The sequence below is a fragment of the Streptomyces sp. NBC_01460 genome, from assembly GCF_036227405.1.
In the GTDB taxonomy this organism is placed as follows: domain Bacteria; phylum Actinomycetota; class Actinomycetes; order Streptomycetales; family Streptomycetaceae; genus Streptomyces.
Genome location: NZ_CP109473.1, coordinates 1,591,934 through 1,610,666 on the forward strand (window position 1 = coordinate 1,591,934; position 18,733 = coordinate 1,610,666).

Sequence of the window (18,733 nt, forward strand, 5' to 3'; positions counted from 1 at the left end):
CGCGACACGGAGGGGGAAGCGGGCGGTCGGGCACGGACGAGAACCTTCGGGGACTCCTTCCGACAAGCCTGAAGGGGACGGCCCCGGTGCGCTACCGGGACCGTCCCCTTCATCGTGCAAGGAGGACGTGGATCAGCTGCCGACAGGGGCCAGCTTCGCCACGACGTCCGGGTTGGCGTCCATCCAGCGGCGGGCGGACTCCTTCTCGTTGCCGGCGCCGCCCTTCTGGAGCTCCACCTCGAGCGAGGCCAGCTGTGCCTCGCTGAGCTTGAAGTCCTTCAGCCAGCCCGTCAGCTCCGGGAAGTCCTTGGCGAAGTCCTTCTTGGCGACGGTGTGGATCTGCTCGCCCTTGCCCCAGGCACCCTTCGGGTCCTTGAGCTTCTTCAGGTCGTGCTTGCCGTAGGCCCAGTGCGGCGACCACAGGGTCACCACGACCGGCTCCTTCTTCTTGATCGACCGGTTCAGCTCGGCCAGCATCGAGGAGGTGCTGGAGGAGACCACCTCGTACTCACCTTCGAGGCCGTACTCCTTGAGCACCTTCTTGTTGAGGGTGCCCATCATCCCGGCGCTCGACTCGATGCCGATGATCTTGCCGTCGAACTTCTTGCCCTGGCCCTTGAGGTCCTCGAGCGAGTCGATGCCCTTCACGTACGAGGGAACCGACAGCTCCAGCGAGGTCGGCCCGTACCAGGAACCGAGATCGGTGAGGTTCTCCTTGTACCGGTCCCAGTAGTCCTTGTGCGTCGTGGGCAGCCAGGAGTCGAACTGGACGTCGAGCTGGCCCTGGGCGAGACCGGTGTAGAGCGGGCCCGGGTCGAGCTGCTTGACCGAGGTCTTGTAGCCGCGGTCCTCCAGCATGTTCTGCCAGAGGTAGGTGCTGGCGATGGCCTCGTCCCACGGGAAGTACCCCATGTTGACGGTCTTGCCCGCGTCCTTGCCCTGCTGCGCGCCGCCGCCGCCCGGCACCGGTGCCAGCTTGTCGACGAGTCCCGGGTTCTTCTTCAGCCAGGTGCGGACGCCGTCCTGCTCCTGGCCCTGGCCGGCTCCCTGGATCTCGTTCTCCAGGCTGGTGAGCTGCTTCTCGCTGAGCTTGAAGTCCTTCAGCCACTTGGCGACCGTCGGCGACTTCTTCGCGAAGCCCTTGTGGGCGACGGTGTGGACCTCTTCGCCCTTGCCCCAGGCACCCTTCGGGTCCTTGAGCTTCTTCAGGTCGTGCTTGCCGTAGGCCCAGTGCGGCGACCACAGGGTCACCACGACGGGCTCCTTCTTCTTGATCGAGGAGTTGAGCTCGGCCAGCATCGAGGAGGTGCTGGAGGAGACCACCTCGTACTCACCTTCGAGGCCGTACTCCTTGAGCACCTTCTTGTTCAGCGTGCCCATCATCCCGGCGCTCGACTCGATGCCGATGATCTTGCCGTCGAACTTCTTGCCCTGGCCCTTGAGGTCCTCGAGCGAGTCGATGCCCTTCACGTACGAGGGAACCGTCAGCTCCAGCGAGGTGGGGCCGTACCAGGAACCGAGGTCGTCCAGCTGGTCGCTGTACTTGTCCCAGTAGTCCTTGTGCGTGGTCGGCAGCCAGGAGTCCGTCTGGAAGTCGATGTCACCGCGGGCGACACCGGAGTAGAGCGGCCCGGCGTCGAGCTGGGTCATCCCGGTCTCGAAGCCGCGCTGCTCCAGGATCTCCTTCCACAGGAAGGTGGAGGCGATGCCCTCGTCCCAGGGGATGTACCCCATGTTGATCTTCTGGCCCTTGCCGACGTTCGCGCTGTCGGTCTGCGAGGCCTCCGAGTCGGCGGAACCGGCGATGTTGAGCCCGCCCGCGACAAGTGCGAGGACGACGACACCGGTCATGGCGACGGCGGTTCCCGGCTTGTAGTGAGCGAACTTCAGCTTCCGCGCACCGGCGGCGGCCTTGGCGGCCGCGCGGCGGCCGAGCGGGGAGACCCGCTCGTTCAGCGCACCGGTCATCCGGTCCAGGTACATGGCGAGGATGACGACGGCGATCCCGCTCTCGGCGGCGAGGCCGACCTGGAGCTGGGTGATCGCGGCGTAGACCTTCTCACCGAGACCGCCGGCGCCGGCCATGCCGCCGATGACGACCATCGAGAGCGCCAGCATGATGACCTGGTTGATTCCGGCCATGATCGTCGGCAGTGCGAGCGGCAGCTGCACCCGGGTGAGGGTGTGCTTCGGCGTGGTGCCGAAGGCCTCGGCGGCCTCGACCAGCTCACTGTCGACCTGGCGGATGCCGAGCTCGGTCATCCGGACGCCGGGCGGCATCGCGAAGACGATCGTGGCGATCACACCGGGGGTGACACCGACGCCGAAGAACATGACGCCGGGGATCAGGTAGACGAAGGCGGGCATCGTCTGCATGACGTCGAGCACCGGCCGCAGCGCGGAGCTGACGCGGTTGTTGCGCGCCGCCCAGATACCCATGGGCACCGCGATCACGATGGTGATGACCGCCGCCACCACGACCAGCGACAGCGTGGCCATCGCCTCGTCCCAGAGAGCGAGGGAGTCGATGAGGGCGAAGCCCACGAAGGTGAGCACCGCGGGGACGACACCGCGCAGCCAGAACGCGATGACGGCGAAGATCCCGGCCATGAGCAGGGGCTCACCGCCGCCCAGCACGGCGTTGACGCCGTCGTACATGCCGCCGAGCACGGTCTTGATGGCGTCGAAGATCCAGGTGAGGTTCGACTGGAGCCAGTCGACCGCGTCCTCGACCCACGCGCCGAAGGTGAACCTAGGCACCGGCGATCACCTTCTTGACCTCACGCTGTACCGGTACCTGCTGGTGGACCTGGGGTTCCTCGCCTAGGGCGGCCAGGAGCCTCTCCCGCGGCACGACACCGATGACACCGCCGTCCTCACCGGTGACGGCGACGTCCGCGCCGCTGGTGGAGCACGGGGTGAAGAGCTCGGCTATGGGGGTCTCCGAGGTCACCGTCGCGGGCGCCTCGGCCTTCAGCTCGGCGTCGGAGCGGCCCGCTTCGGGCCTCTCCATGATCGAGCCGGCCGTGAGGACCCGGGAGCGGTCGACGTCCTGGATGAAGGACGCGACGTAGTCGTTGGAGGGCCGGACGAGGATGTCCTCGGCGGTGCCCTGCTGCACGATCTCGCCGTCCCGCATCACGGCGATGCGGTCGCCGAGGCGCATGGCCTCGTTGAGGTCGTGGGTGATGAAGACGATCGTCTTCTTCAGGCGCTTCTGCAGTTCGAGGAGCTGGTCCTGCATGTCACGGCGGATCAGCGGGTCGAGCGCGCTGAAGGACTCGTCCATCAGCAGCAGGTCGGCGTCGGTGGCGAGCGCGCGGGCCAGGCCCACACGCTGCTGCATGCCGCCGGACAGCTCGTCGGGCCAGGACTTCTCCCAGCCGGCGAGGCCGGTCATCTCCAGCGCCTCCGTGGCGCGCGTCTCCCGCTCGGCCCGCGGGACGCCCTGGACCTCCAGGCCGTACGCGGCGTTCTCGAGCACGCTGCGGTGAGGGAAGAGCGCGAAGTGCTGGAAGACCATGCTGATCTTCGTCGAGCGGACACTGCGCAGCTCGCGGGGGCTGAGCGCGGTCAGGTCCTGACCGTCGAACAGCACCTTGCCGGCCGTGGGCTCCAGCAGACCGTTGAGCATCCGCAGCAGGGTGGACTTGCCGGATCCGGAGAGCCCCATGACGACGAAGATCTGGCCCGGCTCCACGGTGAACGAGGCGTCGATCACCGCTGCGGTCGTTCCGTCGGCGCGCAGCTCGTCGCGGTGGGTACCGCCTTCGAGCCTCTGCACGGCTTGATCGGGTCGTCTGCCGAACACCTTGTACAGGTGCTCCGCTTGCAGCCTTGACACATACACCTCACGCGTTGAACCGAGAACGTTCTGCCACCCCCGTCGGCAGACCGTGGAGCGGCGCGGATTCGGCCCGCAGAGCACGCGCATCGTTGAAAATGGACGTGATCCGCTCCGGTGCCGCGCCTGCCCGCACTTACACAACCCAAACACGTGTGTGACCCAGTTCACTTGTATGAATTCGCCATTCCGGGAACCGCCCGCTCCACCCCACGTGGGTGTCGGTGGGGTACGGCATCATCGGGGTGTGACGCGACGCCTGATGCTCCTCGACACCGCCTCCCTCTACTTCCGCGCCTACTTCGGCGTCCCGGACTCGGTGCGCGCACCGGACGGCACCCCGGTCAACGCCGTGCGCGGCCTGCTCGACTTCATCGCCCGGCTCGTCCAGGACCACCGGCCGGACGACCTGGTGGCCTGCATGGACGCCGACTGGCGTCCGCAGTGGCGGGTCGACCTGATCCCGACCTACAAGGCGCACCGGGTGGCCGTGGAGACCACCGAGGGGGTCCCCGACGAGGAGGAGATCCCCGACACCCTCTCGCCGCAGGTCCCGGTGATCGAGGACGTCCTGGACGCGCTGGGCATCGCCCGGGTGGGCGTCGCCCCCTACGAGGCGGACGACGTGATCGGCACATTGGCCGGTCGCGCCACGGGGCCCGTGGACATCGTCACCGGGGACCGCGACCTCTACCAGCTGGTCGACGACGCCCGCGAGGTGCGGGTGCTCTACCCGCTGAAGGGCGTGGGGACGCTCCAGGTGACCGACGAGGCGTGGCTGCGCGGGAAGTACGGCGTGGACGGCGGCGGATACGTCGACCTGGCCCTGCTGCGCGGCGACCCGAGCGACGGGCTGCCGGGAGTGCCCGGCATCGGCGAGAAGACGGCGGCGAAGCTGCTGGACGCCTTCGGTGACCTGGCCGGGATCATGGCCGCGGTGGACGACCCCGCCGCCAAACTGACGCCGTCCCAGCGCAAGCGGTTGGACGAGGCCCGTGACTACGTCGCGGTCGCCCCGAAGGTCGTCCGTGTCGCCGGCGACGTCCCCCTGCCGGAATTCGACCCCGCGCTCCCCCGCGAACCCCGCGATCCCGCCGCCCTGGAGGCCCTCGCGACGCGGTGGGGCCTGGGGAACGCACTGCAGCGCCTGCTCCTCACGCTCCAGGTATGAAGGTGCTAGCTTAGGTAATCCTAAGTACGCCGATCCTCTTATCGGTCGAGAGCAGGGAGAACCTCGTGGCAGAGCGGCCGCAACGCCAGGCACCCAAGGCGCAGGGGGCGCAGGTTCTGCGCACCGAGCAGATCACCCCGCACATGGTGCGTGTGGTCCTCGGCGGCGAGGGCCTGGCCGGCTTCACCCTCGCGGGATACACCGACCACTACATCAAGCTGTGCTTCGCCCCCGAGGGCGCGGACTACGCCCACCCCTTCGACATGGCCGCGATCCGCGAGGAGTACCCCCGCGAACTGTGGCCCACCACCCGCACGTACACGGTGCGCTCCTGGGACGCCGACGCCCGTGAGCTGGCGGTCGACTTCGTGGTGCACGGCGACGAGGGCCTGGCCGGCCCGTGGGCGGCGCGGGCACTCCCCGGCGACCAGGTGACCTTCCTGGGCCCCGGCGGCGGATACGTCCCGGAGGCCTCGGCGGACTGGCACCTGCTGGTGGGCGACGAGAGCGCACTGCCCGCGATCGCCGCCTCGCTGGAGCGGATGCCGGAGGGCGCGCGGGTACACGCCTTCGTGGAGGTGCCGGACGCCTCGGAGGAGCAGAAGCTCGTGGCGCCGGAGGGCGTCTCGGTGACCTGGCTGCACCGCGGCGACCGTCCGGTCGGCGAGGCCCTTGTCGCCGCGGTGGGCGGGCTCGACTTCCCCGAGGGCGAGGTGCAGGCCTTCGTCCACGGTGAGGCGGGCTTCGTGAAGGAGATCCGGCGCCACCTCCGCCTGGAGCGCGGCATCCCCCTGAAGCAGCTGTCGATCTCGGGTTACTGGCGCCTCGGCCAGAACGACGACGCGTGGCGCGCGGTCAAGCGCGAGTGGAACGAGCAGGTGGAGCGCGAGCAGGAGAGCGCCGCCTAGCCCTCCTCTGAAGGCCGCCCGGCCATCCCCGGAGCACCACGGAACCCGGTCACGGTCCTGGACCGTGACCGGGTTCCACCGCGTCACCCCGCCGCCCGGCCCTCCTCCGCCCCGCCCGTCTCCCCGAACACGCCGGCCGAGGCCTCCACATGCGCGAGCCGCCGCAGGGCGCCGAACATGGCCTCCCCGAGCACCGTGCCGACGACGACGCTCTCGACCAGGTCCTCGCGGGCCACCCGCCGCCGGACGTAGTCGAGGTCCGCGTGGGCGACGGGCTCCGCCGCGTCCGCGTAGACGTCGAGCAGCTCGGCGAATCCGCCGTGGCCCGCCCGGTGCAGCGCGGTCAGCACACCCGCCAGGGACCGTGCCGCCGGGTTGTCCTCGCTCACCCGCCAGCCACGTCGCGCCAGCAGCGCGGCGACCTCCTCGCGCGCCTCGGTCGACTCGGGCCCCGCCTCCCCCGGCTCCGCGGCCTCCGCGGACGTGATGCGGTTGGCCGCCGCGCCGAGCACCTCGTGCACCGGCTGCCCGGGGTCGTCGATCGTCCTCAGGACGTCCGCGATCGCGGACAGGGAGAGCCCTCCGACGTCCAGGAGGGCCCTGATCAGCCGCAGCCTGCGCTCGTGGCCGTCCCCGTACCGCGCCTGGTTCGGGCTGGTCAGCTCGCCCGCGGGCAGCAGCCCCTCTCGTACGTAGTACTTGATCGTCGGTACCGGAACCCCGGACCGCCGGCTCAATTCACCGATGCGCACTGTGCGTTCACCCTTCAGGAGCTTGCCAGGCCGACCCCCATCATAGATAGTTCCCCTATCGGATAGTGGACAGCACCACTATCCATATAAGGGGGGGTCCTCATGCAGTCATGGCGTACGTGGCACCGGCCGTTAGTTCTCTTCGCCGCCTCGATGATCGTGATGTCCGTCGTCGGAGCGGTGGGCGTCCTGGTGGACGACCGCGTCCTCGCGGGCGCGCCGATCTGGGCCAAGCCGTTCAAGTTCGCCGTCTCGTTCGTGGCGTACGCACTGGCCCTCGCGTGGATGCTGACGCTCCTGACCCGCGCCCGGCGCGTCGGGTGGTGGGCCGGCACGGTCGTCGCCCTCGCGTGCGCCGGGGAGATGGCGGTCATCACCGGTCAGGTGGTCAGGGGGAGGCGGAGCCACTTCAACCAGGCGACCCCGCTCGACTCGACGCTCTACCAGGTCATGGCCGTCACCGTCGTGATCCTCTGGGCGGGCACCCTCGTCATCGCACTCCTGCTGCTGCGGGCGCGGATCGCCGACCGCGCCTCCGCCTGGGCCGTGCGGTCGGGAGTGCTGATCGCCCTGGTGGGCGCCGCGTTCGGCTTCCTCATGACGCAGCCCTCCGCCGGCCAGAGGGCGGCGGGCGGTCTCGACACCGCCGACGTGGTCGGGGCCCACGCGGTGGGCGTGCCGGACGGCGGGCCCTCGATGCCTCTGACGGGCTGGTCCACGACGGGCGGCGACCTGCGCGTCCCGCACTTCGTCGGCATGCACGCCCTGCAGGTGCTCCCGCTGCTCCTCCTCGCCCTGCTGTTGCTCGCGCCCCGTGTCACCCGGCTGCGCGACCCCCGCGTACGTCTGCGTCTGGTGCTCGTCGCCTCCGGCGCCTATGCCGCGGTCGTCGCACTGGTGACCTGGCAGGCGCTCCGCGGGCAGCCGCTGGTCCGCCCCGACGGCGCGACGCTCGCCGCCGCGGGCCTGATCGCCGCCGCCACCGCCGCCGGAGCCCTCGTCGCGCTGCGGCCGGGCGCCGACGCCCCGCGGGCCGGTGCGCCCGGGAAGGAGCTCGTGTCATGACCGGAGCACTCTTCGAGATGACGTTCATGGCCGCCGCCCCGTTCTGGCTGCTCATGATCCTCGCACCGCGCTGGCGCCCCACGCTGCGTCTCGCCGCCTCCCCACTGACCGTCCTGCCGGTGCTCACCCTCTGGGCGGTGATGGCCGCGCCGGTGTTCCCCGAGCTGTGGACGGCGGTGAGCAGCCCCGACATCGATACCTTCCGTGCGCTGACGGCGACGGCGAACGGCGCCGGGGCGGTCTGGGCGCAGATCATCGCGTGGGATCTCCTGCTGGGTCAGTGGATGTTCCTGGAGGCCCGCAGGCTGGGGCTCTCCCCACTGGTGACGGGCCCCCTGCTGGTGCTGACGATCCTGCTCTCCCCGCTCGGGCTGCTGGTCCTGCTGGTCATCCGCACGGCCGTAGGATCCAGGTCCCGGAGGGCGGGGACCGCGCACGCGGGTTCCGGACCGCCGGAGGGCCGGTAGCCGGCCGGGCGATCGGGGGACCTCCGACCAATCCGCGGGCGCGTCGGCTCCGAATCAAACAGGAAACCGATGCGTGCTCCGGGAGGACCGTCCGCGTGAGAGAAGCCGTACACATCAGTGGGGTCCCTTCGCAGGGCCCCGGCCTGGAGGATCTGCTCGTCCAGGTCGCCCGTGGCGACCAGGACGCCTTCACCCGGGTGTACGACCATGTCAGCGGGCCGGTCCTCGGCCTGGTCCGGAGCGTGCTCCGCGACCCGGCCCAGTCCGAGGAGGTGGCCCAGGAGGTCCTGGTCGAGGTGTGGCGCACCGCCCCCCGCTACCAGCCGTCCCGCGGCAGCGCCATGAACTGGGTGCTGACGCTCGCCCACCACCGCGCGGTGGACCGCGTCCGGTCCGCCGAGGCGACCGCGGCACGGGAGCACAAGGCCGCGCTCCTCGACCGCACCCCCGACTTCGACGAGGTGTCCGAGCAGGTCGAGAGCCGGCTGGAGAGGGAACAGGTCCGCCGCTGTCTGCGGACGCTCTCCGAACTCCAGCGGGAGTCGGTGACGCTTGCCTACTACCGCGGACTGACCTACCGGGAGGTCGGCGAGCTGCTGTCCGTACCACTGGGAACCATCAAGACCCGCCTGCGCGACGGACTCATCCGGCTGCGCGACTGCCTGGGGGTGAGCGCATGAGCACGGCCGAACTTCACACGCTGACCGGGGCCTACGCCCTGCACGCCCTGCCGGAGGACGAGCGCCTCGCGTTCGAACGGCATCTGGGTGCCTGCGAGGCGTGCGGCCAGGAGGTACGGGAGCTGTCCGCCACCGCCGCCCGGCTCGGGCTCGCCGTGTCCGCCACTCCGCCGCCGGCGCTCCGGGACCGGGTGCTGCGGGACATCACGACCGTACGGCAGGTGCCGCCGCCCCACGGTCGGGGCTCCCGCTCAGGGGCCTCCCCCGGCCGGACCGGCCGGTGGTCGCGCTACGCGCTCGCCGCGTGCCTCGCCGCCGCTGCCGCCTTCGGCGGGGTGGCCGTGTGGCAGAACCAGGTCGCGCAGGACGCCCGGCAGGAGACCGCACAGGCTCAGCGGCACAACGAGCAGGTGGCGCGCGTGCTGACCGCCCCCGACGCCACGACCAGCGCGGCGGATCTCGGGGACGGCGCCCGGGGCACGGTGGTGGTCTCGCAGAACGTGGACCGTGCGGTGTTCCTGGCATCGGACATGGCGCCGCCGCCGGGCGGCAAGGTGTACCAGCTGTGGTTCGACGACGGGGGCACCATGCGCTCGGCCGGCCTCATGAATCCGTCGGCGACCGACGACGCGGTGCTGCTGGACGGGCCCGTGGGCAGCGCCTCCGGCATGGGCATCACCGTCGAGCCGGCGGGCGGATCCGACGAGCCGACCTCGGATCCGGTGGCCCTGGTGGCCTTCCAGGACGCCTGAGCCCCCGCCCCCTCCGCGCGCCCCGACGCCCGGTCACGCTTCGTACGAGCCCGTACGGAGCGTGACCGGGCGTCGTCGTCCTGAGTGGCGGTGCCCGGGGAGCCGGTGCAGGGTGGGCAAGGACGCGTCCGAGGGGTGGGGGCCCGGGCGCGCGGCGACACCGACCACCGCAGCGCCCGAGGACAGGTGGGCCATGAGCACCGTTGAAGAGACGATCGACATAGCCGTCCCGGTCAGTACCGCCTACAACCAGTGGACGCAGTTCAAGAGCTTCCCCCGGTTCATGACCGCCGTGAGGAGCGTCGAACAGATCCGCCCCAATCTCACCCGCTGGGTGATCGGCTCGGGGCCGCTGCGGTACGAGTTCGACGCGGAGATCGTGGAGCAGGTGCCCGACTCCCTCGTGGCGTGGCGGAGCCTCGGCCGGCGTTTCAGCCACCGCGGCGAGGTGTCGTTCCACCCGACCGCTCCGGGCCGCACCTCGGTCTCCGTACGGATCGGTGTCAGGCCGCACGGCGTGACGGACCTCCTCGCCTACGCCCCCGGGCTCACGCGCCGTACGGTCCGGGCCGAACTCGGCCACTTCAAGGAGTTCATCGAGGGCCTGGGACAGGAGGGCGGGGCCTGGCGCGGGACCATCCGCGACGGCCACGTCAGACCCCTGGAGGCGGAACCGGTCAGGAGCCGGGTCCCGCACTGGCCGGTCGGCTGACCAGCCTGTCCGCGAGCCAGAGACCGAGTGAGAGACCGAGAGGGCACGTCCGATGAAGAAGGCCCCGCGCGAAGAGCCGGACGAACGACTGACCGTGACTCCCCCCAAGGAGTGGGCGGCGGGCGTGCCCGCCGTGACCCACGCCCTGGAGTACTCCCTCGGGGAGACCTCGGTCCGGCGGACCGGGCTGACGCTGCTCTCCATGAACCAGGTGGGCGGGATCGACTGCCCCGGGTGCGCCTGGGCGGATCCGTCCCCCGGGCACCGGCACCTCAACGAGTACTGCGAGAACGGCGCCAAGCACATCAACGACGAGGCGACGTCGCGGCGCGTCACGGACGACTTCTTCCGCCGGCACACCGTCTCCGAGCTGGGCCGGCGCTCCGACCTGTGGCTCAACCAGCAGGGCAGGCTGACCGAGCCGATGGTCAAGCGGCCCGACTCGGACCACTACGAGCCGATCAGCTGGCACGACGCCCTGGGGCTGCTGGCCGACGAGCTGAAGGCGCTGGACTCGCCGGACGAGGCGGTCTTCTACACGTCGGGCCGGGTCAGCAACGAGGCCGCCTTCCTCCTGCAGCTCTTCGCCCGGGCCTTCGGCACCAACAACCTGCCCGACTGCAGCAACATGTGCCACGAGTCCAGCGGGTTCGCCCTCCACGAGACCCTGGGCACCGGCAAGGGCACGGTGAGCCTGGAGGACATCCACCACGCCGACCTGATCCTCGTGGTGGGCCAGAACCCCGGAACCAACCACCCGCGTCAGCTCTCGGCGCTGGAGGAGGCCAAGGGCAACGGCGCCCGCATCATCGCGGTGAACGCCCTGCCGGAGGCGGGCCTCCTGCGGTTCAAGAACCCCCAGGAGGCGCGCGGGGTCGTCGGGCGCGGTGTCCAGATCGCCGACCAGTTCCTCCAGATCCGCAGCGGTGGCGACCTCGCGCTGTTCCAGGGCCTGAACCGGCTGCTGCTGGAGGCCGAGGACGCGCGGCCCGGCAGCGTCCTCGACCAGGAGTTCATCCGCTCCGACACCAGTGGTTTCGAGGAGTTCTCCCGCCACGCCCGGACCGTCGCGTGGGACGACGTCCTCGCCGCGACGGGGCTGACCCGCGCGGAGATCGAGAAGGTGAGGGACGAGGTCCTGCGCAGCGAGCGCGTCATCGTCTGCTGGGCGATGGGGGTGACGCAGCAGAAGCACGGGGTCCCCACGATCCGGGAGATCGTCAACTTCCTGCTGCTGCGCGGCAACCTGGGCAGGGCCGGAGCGGGAGCGTGTCCCGTGCGTGGGCACAGCAACGTCCAGGGCGACCGGACGATGGGCGTCTGGGAGCAGATGCCCGACTCCTTCCTCGACTCCCTGCGTGACGAGTTCGGCTTCGAGCCGCCGCGCGCCCACGGGCTCGACTCGGTGAACGCGATCCGGGCGATGCGCGAGGACCGGATCAAGGTGTTCGTCGGCGTCGCGGGCAACTTCGTGCGGGCCGCCCCGGACAGCGACGTCACCGAGGACGCCATGCGGCGGTGCGGTCTCACCGTGCACGTCTCCACCAAGCTCAACAGGTCCCACACCGTGTGCGGCCGGACCGCGCTGATCCTCCCGACCCTGGGCCGCACCGAACGGGACATCCAGGCGACGGGCGAACAGTTCGTCACCGTGGAGAACTCGATGAGCGAGGTGCACAGCTCCCACGGGCGTCTGGAGCCGGCGTCCAAGGTCCTGCTCAGCGAGGTCGCCATCCTGTGCCGGCTCGCCGTCCGGACCCTCGACGGCAGCACGGGAATCCCCTGGGCGGAGTTCGAGGCGGACTACGGCACCATCCGGAACCGGATCGCCCGCGTCGTGCCCGGGCTGCACGACTTCAACCGCCGGGTGGCCCGCCCCGGTGGCATCAGACTGCCCAACCCCGTCAACGAGGGCGTCTACGCCACCGCCACGGGCAAGGCCATGTTCACCTGCAACGCCTGGGAGATGCTGGTCGCCCCCGAGGGGCACCTGGTGTTGCAGAGCCTGCGTTCCCACGATCAGTGGAACACCGTCCCGTACACGGACAACGACCGCTACCGGGGCATCCACGGGAGCCGCCGGGTGGTCCTGGTGAACCCGCAGGACGTGACCCGGCTCGGACTGGCGGCGGGCCAGAACGTCGACCTGGTGAGTGTGTGGGCGGGCGGCGCGGACCGCCGCGCGGAGAACTTCACGGTGGTGCCCTACCCGACGGCCCCCGGCTGCGCCGCCGCCTACTACCCCGAGACCAACGTCCTGCTGCCGCTGGACAGCGTCGCCGAGTCCAGCAATCAGCCGACCGCCAAGGGCATGATCGTCCGGCTGGAGCCCGCCGGGGAGGGCGCGGGCGTCATCCGGTGACGAGGCTCGCGACGAGGTTGATGGCCGTGGCGAGGATGCTGGTCCCGAACACGTAGGACAGCAGGGTGTGACGCAGCACGATCGCCCGGATCGCCGAACTGGAGACGTCGGTGTCGGAGACCTGGTAGGTCATGCCCAGGTTGTAGCTGAAGTAGAAGAAGTCGAGGTACGCCGGAGGCCGGCGGGAGTTGAAGTCGATGCCGCCCTCTCCCTCGCCGCCCTCGTCGTAGTAGACGTAGGCGTAGCGGGTGGCGTACATCAGGTGCAGTGCGGCCCAGGCCATGAAGACGCCGAAGAGGGCGGTCGCGGCCCCGGCGTGGCCCGTGTCGGCCTCCCCGAGGAGGAGCAGCAGCACGATGGCGAACAGGCCGCACAGGGCGACCGCCACCACCACGAGTTCCTCGACGAGGGGCCGGAAGTCCTCGCGGCGGGCGTTGCGGTGGGTGGCGGCGGCGTCCATCGGCCACAGCACCGACCACCCCGCGACGACGAAGGCGAACTGGGTCGCGGCGATCCCGGCGAGCACCCCCAGTGCCGCCTGGGTCGGCCACCCGACGGCCGCGCCCACCACGACTCCCAGACCCACCGCGCGGACGAGCCGGGGGACGGCGTCCAGCGGCGACCAGATGCTCATGCGTCGGAGGGTATCCCCGGGGCCGCCCACCGGCCCGGCACCGAGCGCCTCCCGGGCGAGGCGCGTCGCTCCGGGCGCATGCGGGAGGTAGACATCAGACATGCCGACGCCGCGCAGATCCGCCAGCCCCGTGCCTCGGCACGGTGGGTGGCGTTCACTCGCCGGGGCGGGCCGCCGCGTGCTCTCCCCGCGCGGTGCGCTGTCCCTGCGTGACGCGGAGGGATCGCTGCTCTTCGCCGCGCGGGCCGCCCTGGCCGTGGGGCTGATCGCCGTCCCGCTCGTGTGCGTGGGGCGGCCCGGTCTCGCGGTCTACGCGATGCTGGGCTCCTTCACGACCACCTTCGGCCGTGACCTGCCCTACGCGCGCCGCTCACGCGTCCTGGCCGTCACCGCCGTGGCCATGACGGCCTGCGTGGGCTGCGGTGCGGCGCTCGCCGCGTGGGCGGGCCCCGAGGACACGGGGGCCGTCGCCGTGGGGATCGCCGCGACCGCGCTGGTCGCGGGCGCTGCGAAGTTCGCGTGCGACGCCACGCGGCTGAGCGGGCTCGGCGCGATCATGCTGCTGTTCTCCTTCGCGGTGGCGGCCAACGGTCCGGCGACCGGTGCCGACGTGCTGCCCTTCACGGCGCTCGCGGCGGCGGGGGCGGCGTCGGCCTGGCTGCTGGCGGCCGTGGACTGGCTCGTCCACCCGGACCGGCCGCAGCGCCTGGCGGTGGCCACCGCCCTGCGCAGGGTCGCCGATCTGCTGGAGGCCGCCGAAGCAGGGAGCGTGCCTCATCGCACCCGCCATCGTGCGACCGTGGCGGTGCTCCACGCGTACCAGTGCCTCGGGTACCCGCCGCCGGCCGCCGCGGCGCGGAGCGGACCGGCGCGCGACGCGGTCTTCATGCGCCTCACCGACCTGTCCTGGGCCCTCCTGGTCGACTCCGCGCAGGCCACGCTCGGCGCGCCGGCGCGGACCGCCCGCCATCTGCGTCGCCAGGCGCGGCTGCTCGGTGTCCGGCGCCGGAGGGTCCTCGTCCTGCCGGAGCTGCGCTCCCGCCTCGACGCGGCGGCGCCGTTCCAGGAGATCGAGGAGGGCGGGGGCCCCGGTCCGGCGCGGGCTCCCGCGGCGTCGGCCGGCACCGCCGCGCTGCGCGCCACCGAACTGCTGATCGGGCCGAGGGGCGGCTCCCGCCACTACGGCCCCCTGATCGTCTCGGCCCTGCGGATGACTCTGGGCACCGGGGTGGCGGGGGGCCTGGCCGCGCTGCTGGACCTGGAGCACGGCTACTGGGCGGCGATCTCGGCCGCGGCGGTCCTGCATTCCGTCAACCTCCGCACCACGGCCCAGCGCGCGGCCCAGCGGGCCCTGGGCACCGCCGTCGGCCTGCTGCTCGCGCTCGGCATCCTGGGGGCGCGCCCGGAACCCCTGGTGCTGGTCCTGACCATCGTGGGTCTGGAGTTCCTGCTGGAGTGCGTCGTGGCCCGCAACTACGCCCTCGGGGTCGTCTTCCTCACGCCGCTGGCCCTGCTGCTGAGCGATCTGTCGGCCCCGGCGCCGGCCGGGGAACTGATCCTGGACCGGGTGCTCGGCAGTGCCCTGGGCATCGTCGTCGGGCTGGTGTGCGCGCTGCTGGTGGTCCATGACCGTGCGGCGGTACGGGTGGACCGCGCGCTGGCGGCGTGTACGGAGGCCGCCGATCTCGCCGAACGGTCCCTGGCGGCGGTCGGCGGGCCCCGGCCCTCGCCCGTGCAGATGCGACTCGCCGAGGCGGCCGTGGAGCTGCGGGAGGCCGACGACGCGGCGGCCGGTGAGCTGCTGCCGGCCGGGATCGATCCCTCCCGGCTCGCGGCCGCCGAGCAGCGCGCCTACGAGCTGCTCGGCCGGCTGGACCGGCGCGGGCCGGGGCGCTGACGGGCACCCCGGACCCGCTGACTCACCGGACCACCGGTCGGCGCCCGGGTGCGCGGGGCGGTCGCGGGAAGAAGCCGCTGGTACGGGCCCGGTACTCCTCGTACCCCGGCCGTCCGGCCATGTGCCGCTCCAGCAGCGCCTTCCCGCTGCCCAGGGTCAGCAGGAGGCTCATCACCACGGGCGACACGAGCGTCGCCGCGGCGACCGCCGGTTCCCCGCAGACGATGAGGAACAGCCCCCACCAGACGCAGAAGTCCCCGAAGTAGTTGGGGTGCCGGGTCCAGGACCACAGGCCCCGGTCCATGATCCGCCCCTTGTTGGCGGAATCGCCCTTGAACCGGGCGAGCTGCGCGTCCCCGACCGCCTCGAAGCCGAGGCCCACCGCCCACAGCGCGGTTCCGGCCCAGGCCCACCAGGCCGGTGGCCCCGTCAGGTAGCAGGCGGCCTGCACCGGGAGGGAGATCAGCCAGACGAGGGCGCCCTGGAGGAGGTAGACCTTGCGCAGGGCGTAGAGACCGGGGTTGCCGGGTGCCTTGGCGAGCATGGCCTCGTAGCGCGGGTCCTCGCCGTGGCCCCGGCCCCGCCGGCCGATGTGCACGGCCAGCCGCAGGCCCCAGACGACGGTGAGCACGGTCACCAGGAGCCGGCCGCCGCCGTCCCCGTCGCCCGCCGACATCGCGTACGAGGCGAGGGCGACGGCCGCGAAGCCGAGGCCCCACGCCACGTCGACGATCCGGTGCAGGCCCTTGCGCAGGGCGATCAGGAACGTCACGAGCATGACGCCGAGGGCCGCTCCCGCCGCCGCCGCCAGGTTCTGGGCGAACTCCGCCCAGCCGAAGGCACTCACGGGACGTCCGTCCGGTCCGGTGCCACGGCCTGGTGGGGGACGTGGCCCCCCTCCGCGTACCAGCCGCGCCGGGTGGCGGGGAGCCCCGCCGAGCCGTGCGCGTCGGGCCGCACGGAGAGGATCTGGTCGACGCCCATGCGCCGTTCCTCGAAGGCGAGGGCGCCGCCGACCAGGTAGAGGCGCCACACCCGGGCCGTCTCCTCCCCCACCAGGGCGACGAACTCCGGCCAGCGCTCCTCCAGCGTGCGGTGCCAGGCCTCGACGGTCCGGACGTAGTGCTCACGCATCGACTCGACGTCACGCACCTCGAACCCGGCGCCCTCCAGCAGCCCCACGGTCTCGCCGAGCGGGCGCATGTGCATGTCGGGGGCGATGTACGACTCGATGAACGCCCCGCCGCCCGGGGCGGTCGATCCCCGGGACATCTGCTGGACCAGCGCGCGGCCCTGCGGCCGGAGCACCGAGTGGAGCAGCGCGGTGAAGGCCGGGTACTCGGCGTCGCCGACGTGCTCCCCCATCTCGACGGTGGACACGGCGTCGTACCCGCCCAGGAATCCGGGCAGGTCCGCGACGTCACGGTAGTCGCAGCGGTGCACCTCGACGAGGTCCTCCAGCCCGCGCGCCTCCACCTGGCCGCGTACGTACGCGGCCTGCTCGGCGGCGAGCGTGACGGCGGTGACCCGCACCCCGTGCCGGGCCGCCGCGTGGAGGGTCAGGGAGCCCCAGCCGCAGCCGATGTCGAGCAGCCGGGCGCCGGCCGTCAGACCGAGCTTGCGGCAGATCAGCTCCAGCTTGTCGCGCTGCGCGTCGGCGGGTCCGTATCCGGGGGCGTCGCTGCTCCAGTAGCCGCAGGAGTAGGCCATGGTCTCGTCGAGCAGCAGCGCGTAGAAGTCGTTCGACAGGTCGTAGTGGTGGCTGATGGCGGCCCGGTCGCGGGCTTTGCTGTGCAGCGCGCCGCTCAGCCCGGCCCGGGACCCGGGGACCGGCGGACGGGGCCCGACGGCGCCGAGGCGCAGGGCCGTGCCCAGGGCGCGGAGGCGGTCGGAGAAGGCGGGCCCGGGAGCGCGCAGGCCGTGCTCGCGCGCGGCACGGCGCATCGCCCGGAGACCGTCCGCGAGGTCGTCGGCGAGGTCGATGTCACCCGTGATGTAGGCCTCGGCGAGGCCGAGTTCGCCGGGCTGCCACAGGAGCCGGCGCAGCGCCCGCCGGGAACGGACGTGCACCGTGGGCGCGTCCTCCGGTCCGGTCTCGCTGCCGTCCCACATCCTGATCCTGACGGGCGGCGGGCCGCCGAGGAACTGCTGGATGACCGGCGCGATCCGCTGCGCCGCTCCGGTGGCCGGGGTGTCGGTCGTGGTGGTCACGCGGTGTCCTCATGGGTCAGGAGAAGCTGCTGCACATCGAGGTAGCCGGACCGGAATCCGGCCTCGGAGTAGGCGAGGTAGAAGGTCCACATCCGGCGGAACGTGGCGTCGAAGCCCAGTGCGTCCACCTGGGCGGCCCGCTCCTCGAAGCGTTCCCGCCAGAGCCTCAGGGTCTCGGCGTAGTGCGTGCCGAAGCCGTCGCGCTGTCTCGTCCGCAGGTTGGTGTGAGCGGTGGTGACGCGCTCGACGGCCTCGGTGGACGGGAGCAGCCCGCCGGGGAAGATGTACTTGTGGATCCAGGTGTAGGTGCTGCGGCTGGCGAGCATCCGGTCGTCCGGCATCGTGATGGCCTGGAGCGCGATCCGTCCGCCGGGGGCGAGGCGGCGCTCCAGCGTCCGGAAGTACTCGGGCCAGAACTCCGCGCCGACGGCCTCGATCATCTCGACGCTGACGATCGCGTCGTACTCCCCGGTGACGTCCCGGTAGTCGCAGAGCCGCACGTCGACCCGGTCCTCGTGACCGGCCTCGCGGATCCGGGCCATCGCCAGCTCCCGCTGTTCCCGGGAGAGCGTGACGGTGGTGACACGGGCGCCGCGCGCGGCGGCGCGTACGGCGAGTTCGCCCCATCCGGTGCCGATCTCCAGCAGTTCGGTGCCGTGGCGCACTCCGGCCAGGTCCAGCAGCCTGTCGATCTTGCGGTGCTGGGCGGCGGGCAGCAGGTCGTGCTCGGCCGGGAATCCGCGGAAGACGGCGGAGGAGTACGTCAGGGTGTCGTCGAGGAAGAGCGCGAAGAGGTCGTTCGACAGGTCGTAGTGGTGGCTGATGTTGTCGCGGGAGCCCTCGGGGGTGTTGGCCTGGGAGGCGGGCCGGCGCAGCGCCCACAGCTTCCGCAGCTTCTGGAGGGGTGCGGGCACCAGGACGGCCGCGTTCCCCGCGAGGACGGTCAGGACACCGACGAGGTCGGGTGAGTCCCACTCACCCGCCATGTACGACTCGCCGAAGCCGATGAGCCCGCCCGCGCCGATCCGCCTGAAGAAGGCGTCGGGCCGGCGGATCTCCATGAGCGGTCCGCCCAGCCCGATGCTGTCGCGGCCGGCGAGCCGGACGCGCAGCGGGAGCCGGGAGAGGGCCCGCCGCACGAGCCGTTCGGCCACGGCGGTCCTGATCCCGGAGGCCTCCGGCTGGGCGGCGACATCCGGCCAGCGGTCCGCGTCCACGCCCGTGAAGGGGGTCGTGGCGGACCGGGCCTGGGCCGGGATGAGGCCGCTCCGGGCGGGG

General features: G+C 71.8%; 16 protein-coding genes. 9 read left to right on the top strand and 7 right to left on the bottom strand.

The window, feature by feature from the left end; genetic code table 11:
- Positions 1–132 precede the first annotated feature (132 nt).
- Both OG488_RS07055 and OG488_RS07060 read right to left on the bottom strand, forming a co-directional pair.
- Positions 133–2,760 carry an ABC transporter permease/substrate binding protein gene (locus OG488_RS07055; RefSeq protein ID WP_329226933.1) on the bottom strand — a complete coding sequence of 876 codons (2,628 nt, stop codon included), beginning with the start codon at positions 2,758–2,760 and terminating at the stop codon, positions 133–135.
- Positions 2,753–3,844 carry a quaternary amine ABC transporter ATP-binding protein gene (locus OG488_RS07060; protein WP_329226935.1) on the bottom strand — a complete coding sequence of 364 codons (1,092 nt, stop codon included), beginning with the start codon at positions 3,842–3,844 and terminating at the stop codon, positions 2,753–2,755. Before OG488_RS07060 ends, OG488_RS07055 begins: the two co-directional genes overlap by 8 nt.
- 262 nt (positions 3,845–4,106) lie before the next feature.
- Between OG488_RS07060 and OG488_RS07065 the strand changes: the two genes are divergently transcribed.
- Both OG488_RS07065 and OG488_RS07070 read left to right on the top strand, forming a co-directional pair.
- Positions 4,107–5,015 (top strand): 5'-3' exonuclease, encoded by a 909-nt coding sequence (locus OG488_RS07065; RefSeq protein WP_329238479.1) that lies wholly within the window; start codon positions 4,107–4,109, stop codon positions 5,013–5,015.
- 65 nt (positions 5,016–5,080) lie between these two features.
- Positions 5,081–5,923, top strand: coding sequence for a siderophore-interacting protein (locus OG488_RS07070; RefSeq protein ID WP_329226937.1), 843 nt, complete (start codon positions 5,081–5,083; stop codon positions 5,921–5,923).
- 83 nt (positions 5,924–6,006) lie between these two features.
- Here the strand turns inward: OG488_RS07070 and OG488_RS07075 are convergent, their stop codons facing one another.
- The gene (locus OG488_RS07075; protein WP_329226939.1) at positions 6,007–6,675 is read right to left on the bottom strand and encodes a MerR family transcriptional regulator; all 669 of its coding nucleotides are present in this window, start codon (positions 6,673–6,675) and stop codon (positions 6,007–6,009) included.
- Between the two features lie 153 nt (positions 6,676–6,828).
- On the opposite strand from OG488_RS07075, the gene OG488_RS07080 reads away from it, so the two are divergent.
- The 6 genes from OG488_RS07080 (at position 6,829) to OG488_RS07105 (ending at position 12,713) form a co-directional block, all read left to right on the top strand.
- The gene (locus OG488_RS07080; protein ID WP_329226941.1) at positions 6,829–7,740 is read left to right on the top strand and encodes a hypothetical protein; all 912 of its coding nucleotides are present in this window, start codon (positions 6,829–6,831) and stop codon (positions 7,738–7,740) included.
- On the top strand, positions 7,737–8,207 hold the full coding sequence (locus tag OG488_RS07085) for an ABA4-like family protein (RefSeq protein ID WP_329226943.1): 471 nt from the start codon (positions 7,737–7,739) through the stop codon (positions 8,205–8,207). The genes OG488_RS07080 and OG488_RS07085 overlap by 4 nt, the downstream gene beginning before the upstream one ends.
- Before the next feature lie 95 nt (positions 8,208–8,302).
- On the top strand, positions 8,303–8,887 hold the full coding sequence (locus tag OG488_RS07090) for a sigma-70 family RNA polymerase sigma factor (RefSeq protein WP_329226945.1): 585 nt from the start codon (positions 8,303–8,305) through the stop codon (positions 8,885–8,887).
- The gene (locus OG488_RS07095) at positions 8,884–9,639 is read left to right on the top strand and encodes an anti-sigma factor (protein ID WP_329226947.1); all 756 of its coding nucleotides are present in this window, start codon (positions 8,884–8,886) and stop codon (positions 9,637–9,639) included. Before OG488_RS07090 ends, OG488_RS07095 begins: the two co-directional genes overlap by 4 nt.
- A 193-nt stretch (positions 9,640–9,832) precedes the next feature.
- Complete coding sequence (locus OG488_RS07100) at positions 9,833–10,351, top strand: SRPBCC family protein (protein ID WP_329226948.1); 519 nt, start codon at positions 9,833–9,835, stop codon at positions 10,349–10,351.
- Positions 10,352–10,403: 52 nt separating this feature from the next.
- Positions 10,404–12,713, top strand: coding sequence for an FdhF/YdeP family oxidoreductase (locus OG488_RS07105; RefSeq protein WP_329226950.1), 2,310 nt, complete (start codon positions 10,404–10,406; stop codon positions 12,711–12,713).
- On the opposite strand, the gene OG488_RS07110 is transcribed toward OG488_RS07105, so the two are convergent.
- Positions 12,703–13,347 carry a DUF1345 domain-containing protein gene (locus tag OG488_RS07110; RefSeq protein WP_329226951.1) on the bottom strand — a complete coding sequence of 215 codons (645 nt, stop codon included), beginning with the start codon at positions 13,345–13,347 and terminating at the stop codon, positions 12,703–12,705. The genes OG488_RS07105 and OG488_RS07110 overlap by 11 nt on opposite strands.
- Before the next feature lie 100 nt (positions 13,348–13,447).
- Between OG488_RS07110 and OG488_RS07115 the strand changes: the two genes are divergently transcribed.
- Positions 13,448–15,244 (top strand): FUSC family protein, encoded by a 1,797-nt coding sequence (locus tag OG488_RS07115; protein WP_329226953.1) that lies wholly within the window; start codon positions 13,448–13,450, stop codon positions 15,242–15,244.
- Between the two features lie 22 nt (positions 15,245–15,266).
- Here the strand turns inward: OG488_RS07115 and OG488_RS07120 are convergent, their stop codons facing one another.
- From OG488_RS07120 to OG488_RS07130, 3 genes are read right to left on the bottom strand one after another with little or no spacing between them, the layout of a single operon-like run.
- Positions 15,267–16,091 (bottom strand): DUF1295 domain-containing protein, encoded by an 825-nt coding sequence (locus OG488_RS07120; RefSeq protein ID WP_329226955.1) that lies wholly within the window; start codon positions 16,089–16,091, stop codon positions 15,267–15,269.
- Positions 16,088–17,455: a cyclopropane-fatty-acyl-phospholipid synthase family protein gene (locus OG488_RS07125; protein ID WP_329226957.1), complete on the bottom strand. Its 1,368-nt coding sequence runs from the start codon at positions 17,453–17,455 to the stop codon at positions 16,088–16,090. The genes OG488_RS07120 and OG488_RS07125 overlap by 4 nt, the downstream gene beginning before the upstream one ends.
- Positions 17,452–18,714 (bottom strand): cyclopropane-fatty-acyl-phospholipid synthase family protein, encoded by a 1,263-nt coding sequence (locus tag OG488_RS07130; protein WP_329238482.1) that lies wholly within the window; start codon positions 18,712–18,714, stop codon positions 17,452–17,454. The genes OG488_RS07125 and OG488_RS07130 overlap by 4 nt, the downstream gene beginning before the upstream one ends.
- Between the last annotated feature and the right edge of the window lie 19 nt (positions 18,715–18,733).

Bases quoted from the DNA above. Each gene is read 5' to 3' on its own strand.
- OG488_RS07065 (WP_329238479.1), top strand. From the start codon at position 4,107: ATGCTCCTCGACACCGCCTCCCTCTACTTCCGCGCCTACTTCGGCGTC.
- OG488_RS07080 (WP_329226941.1), top strand. From the start codon at position 6,829: ATGATCGTGATGTCCGTCGTCGGAGCGGTGGGCGTCCTGGTGGACGAC.
- OG488_RS07085 (WP_329226943.1), top strand. From the start codon at position 7,737: ATGACCGGAGCACTCTTCGAGATGACGTTCATGGCCGCCGCCCCGTTC.
- OG488_RS07095 (WP_329226947.1), top strand. From the start codon at position 8,884: ATGAGCACGGCCGAACTTCACACGCTGACCGGGGCCTACGCCCTGCAC.
- OG488_RS07100 (WP_329226948.1), top strand. From the start codon at position 9,833: ATGAGCACCGTTGAAGAGACGATCGACATAGCCGTCCCGGTCAGTACC.
- OG488_RS07105 (WP_329226950.1), top strand. From the start codon at position 10,404: ATGAAGAAGGCCCCGCGCGAAGAGCCGGACGAACGACTGACCGTGACT.
- OG488_RS07110 (WP_329226951.1), bottom strand. From the start codon at position 13,347: ATGAGCATCTGGTCGCCGCTGGACGCCGTCCCCCGGCTCGTCCGCGCG.
- OG488_RS07115 (WP_329226953.1), top strand. From the start codon at position 13,448: ATGCCGACGCCGCGCAGATCCGCCAGCCCCGTGCCTCGGCACGGTGGG.